Genomic DNA, 4,000 nt, shown 5'->3' on the forward strand with positions numbered 1-4,000 from the left:
GGGCTGGGTTGGCCGCATCGCCTGGCTGTGGGTCGTGCGTCGCCCCGTCAACGCGGTTCTGCTCGCTGCATCCGTTGTGCTCATCGCCCTCGCGGTCATTCTGGTGGCCACCCAGGCGCCAATCACCTCTGCGATTGTTAGCCTGGCGGCGCTCGTCGTGGCGGGAGGGGTGCCCATCGGGCTGGGCCTGCGCGGCCCCAATACGCGACTCAACTGGACCCAGCGTGCCCGGCGCCTGGCGATTGCGTACTCGGCCGCGATTCTGCTCGTTGGAGCGCTTCTGTGGTGGATGCTCGGACCGGTCGCGGCGCCCCTCACGATCGTGCTCGCTCCGGTGCTCATGGACGCGGTTCTCGTGCCGCTCAACGCGCTCGAGAAGCGGCTCTCGCACAAGTACCTCGTCAGCGCCCGCAAGCGTCTCTCCCAGGTTCGCCCTACGGTCGTCGCCATTACCGGCTCCTATGGCAAGACGTCGACCAAGGGCTATGTGGCCCATGCTCTGGCCGGTTCTTTTTCGGTGGTCGCCTCGCCGGCGAGCTTCAACAACCTCATGGGCCTGTCTCGTGCCGTCAACGACCGTGTCGTCCCCGGTACCGAGGTCTTCATCGCCGAAATGGGCGTCTATGGCCCCGGCGAGATCCGCGAACTCAGCGAAAGCTTTCCGCCCGATATCGCCGCGATCACCACGATCGGAGAGGCGCACCTTGCCCGCATGAAGACCCGCGAGGTCATCGCCGCGGCCAAGTCCGAGATCACCGAGCGCGCGAAGACGGTTGTGCTGCCGATCGATCAGCCCGAGCTGCGAACGCTCGCCGATAAGTGTGAGCGGGAGGGCAAGCGCGTCGTGCGGGTGTCGACGGTCGCAGGGGCAGACGCCGATGTTGTTGTCGACGCCGCATCCGGAACCGCCACCGTGCGCCCTTCTGGTGGGGGAGCCCCCGTGAGGGTGCCGATCGAGGTCCCCGGCACCGGTCACGCCGTGAACATTGCCGTGACGATCGGCATCGCTCTCGCGCTTGATGTGGATGTCACGACGATCGCGCCTCGCCTGCACAACCTTCCCGGCGCCCAACACCGCGCCGAGGTCCAGCAGGCACCATCGGGTGCGATCATCATTGACGACACCTACAACTCCAACCCCGTCGGTGCCGAGCGGGCACTCGTGGGGGCGGCAGAACTCGCCAGCGAACGCGGGGGCAACCTCGTTGTGGTCACCCCCGGCATGGTCGAGCTGGGATCGGTGCAGCACGAGCGCAACCGCGACTTTGCGGCATCCGTCACTGCTCATGGCGGCCAGCTGCTCATCGTCGGCCGCACCAACCGCGCGGCGCTCCTAGAGGGAACTGCCGGAGCGGCGCATCCGCCTCTCGTTTTTGACCGGAGAGTGCAGGCCGTTCAGGTGGCTCTCGATCAGGCCGCCGACCGAGGCGTTATCCTCTATGAGAACGACCTCCCCGACCACTACCCCTGATCGTCGCGCGGGAGAAGTGCAACCCAGCGAGTGAATGGATGAAGTAGATGGCAGTGAGCACAACCTGGGCGGTTCTCTTTGGCGGGCCGTCGCCCGAACACGAGATCTCGATTCTCACGGGACTTCAGTCGGAGCGCGTGCTCACGGCGGCGGGCGACACCGTTTTGCCGATCTACTGGGCACCGGCTGGCGGGTTCTACCTCGTGCCATCTGCGACCGAGGCTAAGGACTACCTCGAGGGCGTTCCGGCGAACTCGAAGTCGGTCGAAGTGCGCCTCGGCGAAAAGTCGGGCCTCTTCATCAAGAAGCGTTTCGGCGAGGACCAGCTTGAGCCAGAGGCCGTCCTCGTCACGCTGCACGGTGGCGTCGGAGAGGGCGGAGGAGCTGCGGCCCTGTTCAGCCTGCTCGGCATTCCGGCGACCGGGTCGAGCCTGTTCGCTGGAGCTGTCGGCATGGACAAGCTCGCCTTCGGTGGCCTGCTCGGAACTGCGGGCATCCCGTCGCTGCCGCGCGAATTGCTCTCACAGACCCGCGAGCCGTCGTTCTCGGGCCCCTACATCGTCAAGCCGCGGTTTGGCGGCTCATCCATTGGCATCGAGATCGTCGACGACATCGCCGCGGCGCGTGCCATCGGCAAGGCCAGCACTCACCTGAGGTCCGGTGCCGTGCTTGAGCCGTACCGTCCCGACCTGGTTGACCTCAACATCGCCTTCCGCACCTACCCCGTGCTTGAGACGACGCAGCTGGAGAAGCCCCTTCGCGGCGGTTCCGCCGAATCTGGTCTCTACTCGTATGCAGAGAAGTACCTCGCCGGCTCAGCCGGAACGGAGGCAGGCCTCACGAGTGCCCCGCGCGAGCTCCCCGCCAACGTTGCTCCCGGAATCGCCGAGCGTGCGGATGAGCTGGCCCGCCAGGTTGCGGAGGTTACCGCTCTCACGGGAGTCGCCCGTGTTGACCTGCTGCTCGATGAGTCGACGGGCGAGCTCTTCGTGAACGAGGTCAACTCGATCCCCGGTGCCATGTCGCTCTACCTCTGGGCTCCCCAGCAGTCAGCCGCAACGGTCTTGCGCGACGCCCTCATCGAGGCGCGCGACAAGCGCTTTCAGCTGCCCGCCGCCGGATTCGGCTCGGGCGCGGCCCTTCGCGCCGCCGGTGGAATCGCCGGCAAGCTGGTCGGGCTCGACGGCCCGCGCGGCTAGCCTTCTGGCAGCTCCAGAACGTCCTCGGGCGAGGTGCAGGCGCCGGTGGCAGGAATGCTTCCGACCGCATTCGCGATGGCAAGGAGGGCCGAAGTGCCCGAGGTGGCCTCGGCGTCGATAACAACCTCAACGGCAGGGTCGCGTCCATAGGTCGTGAAAACGAACGTGGGCGCGTCTGCGTCATCGCGCAGCCAGTCGATGCCCTTGACCGTGAAGCACGGCAGGGTGGACGGGCCGGGCACCTCAACCCCGCATCGCAGGAGCACGGCGGTGGGGTCGCCCCACGCTGCGGTCGCCTGAGCGTCGGTTTCACGCAGCTTCAGATCGTTGATCGCGTCGGGAAGCCGAACGGTGATCTCGGCACAGTCCACGGATGTTGCATACGGCGCTGCGGTCATGGGGACCACGCCAGTGCATCCGGTGAGAAGGGCGATTGCGGTTGCGGTGAGGGCTGCAGCAAGGGTGCGCTGCGACGTGAGGGGCACCGGTTAAGGCTACCGTGTCCAGTGTGAAGACAGCCGATACCCTCGCATCGTTGGGAGAGAACGAGGCGCTTCGGCGCATCTTTCCGCTTTTGCCGGAATCGCGATCCACGATCCTTGGTCCCGGCGATGATGCGGCGATCGTTGCGGCACCGGACGGCCGCTTTGTGGTGACGACGGACATGATGATCCACGGGCCAGATTTCAGGCTCGCGTGGTCTGAGGCGGGTGACCTGGGCTGGAAGGCCGCGGCCTCTAACCTCTCCGATGTTGCGGCGATGGGCGCCGTGCCGACCGCCTTGGTCGTGGCCCTGGCTGTTCCCGCCGAGACCCCCGTGTCGTTTCTGGAGGGCATTGCGGATGGCCTGCGGCAGGCGTGCGAGGCGCTCGCGCCCGGCTGTGGCGTGGTGGGGGGAGACCTCTCGGTCTCTTCCACTCTGACGGTTGCGGTCACCGCCTTCGGCGACCTTGAGGGCCGGGATGCTGTGACGCGCTCGGGCGCGCAGGTCGGCGATGTCATCGCCGTCTCCGGGGTGCTGGGTGAGGCCGCCGCAGCGCTCCACCTCCTGTTTGCCGAGGGCGTTGACGCAGCCGGCCTTCCGGACGCTCAGCGGGCCGCCGCCCTCCGGGACCGCACCGGCCCCCAATTGCGCCCGTCGCCTCCGATTGAGGACGGGCCCGCTGCGGCGCAGGCCGGGGCGACGTCGATGCTCGATCTCAGCGACGGCCTCGCCAAAGATGCCGCCCGCATTGCCGTGGCGAGCGAGGTCACGTTCGACCTGTTTTCGCTGGCCCTCGGAGCCGATCCGCTCACAGCGTTCCATGGCGGGGAAGATCACTCGCTGCTG

General features: G+C 67.2%; 4 protein-coding genes. 3 read left to right on the plus strand and 1 reads right to left on the minus strand.

Annotation, left to right across the window (positions count from 1 at the left end; genetic code table 11):
- Together AC062T_RS09640 and AC062T_RS09645 are read left to right on the plus strand one after the other, a co-directional pair.
- Positions 1-1,471, plus strand: a 1,471-nt coding sequence (locus tag AC062T_RS09640; RefSeq protein WP_476029512.1) for a Mur ligase family protein, incomplete at its 5' end; no start/stop codon positions are given.
- 47 nt (positions 1,472-1,518) lie between these two features.
- Positions 1,519-2,670, plus strand: coding sequence for a D-alanine--D-alanine ligase family protein (locus AC062T_RS09645; RefSeq protein WP_108517195.1), 1,152 nt, complete (start codon positions 1,519-1,521; stop codon positions 2,668-2,670).
- On the opposite strand, the gene AC062T_RS09650 is transcribed toward AC062T_RS09645, so the two are convergent.
- On the minus strand, positions 2,667-3,155 hold the full coding sequence (locus AC062T_RS09650; RefSeq protein WP_476029515.1) for a DUF3515 family protein: 489 nt from the start codon (positions 3,153-3,155) through the stop codon (positions 2,667-2,669). The genes AC062T_RS09645 and AC062T_RS09650 overlap by 4 nt on opposite strands.
- A 23-nt stretch (positions 3,156-3,178) precedes the next feature.
- On the opposite strand from AC062T_RS09650, the gene thiL reads away from it, so the two are divergent.
- Positions 3,179-4,000 (plus strand): thiamine-phosphate kinase (gene thiL, locus AC062T_RS09655; protein ID WP_476029517.1); only part of this gene is annotated, 822 nt, incomplete at its 3' end.

The sequence above is a fragment of the Homoserinimonas sp. genome, assembly GCF_056262345.1.

Coding starts and splice junctions, on each gene's coding strand:
- AC062T_RS09645 (WP_108517195.1), top strand. CDS start 1,519: ATGGCAGTGAGCACAACCTGGGCGGTTCTCTTTGGCGGGCCGTCGCCC.